The 251-nt window shown below is 36.3% G+C and carries 1 protein-coding gene; it reads right to left on the reverse strand.

Going from position 1 to position 251, the window contains the following annotated elements:
- The coding region (locus CF394_RS00385) for an LCP family protein (protein WP_207761663.1) at window positions 1-251 on the reverse strand (251 nt) is incomplete at both ends.

A 251-nucleotide genomic window follows, 5' to 3' on the forward strand; every position in this document is an offset into this window, starting at 1 on the left:
ATTCCGCCAATGGCATCTACAATATCTTTAAAACCTTCCATATTTACTTTGATATAATAATTGATTGGAATGTTTAAAAAATGTTCGACGGTTTGAACGGTACCTTCAATTCCCTCATAAGTATATGCTGAGTTCATTTTAATATTGGTATTCTTTGATCGCATAAATACCCTGGTATCACGCGGTATACTTACCATTGTCGATGTTTTCGTCTCTGGATTTACCGTCAGAACGATCATCGAATCAGGGCG

The organism is Tetzosporium hominis, assembly GCF_002265435.1.
GTDB lineage: Bacteria > Bacillota > Bacilli > Bacillales_A > Planococcaceae > Chryseomicrobium > Chryseomicrobium hominis.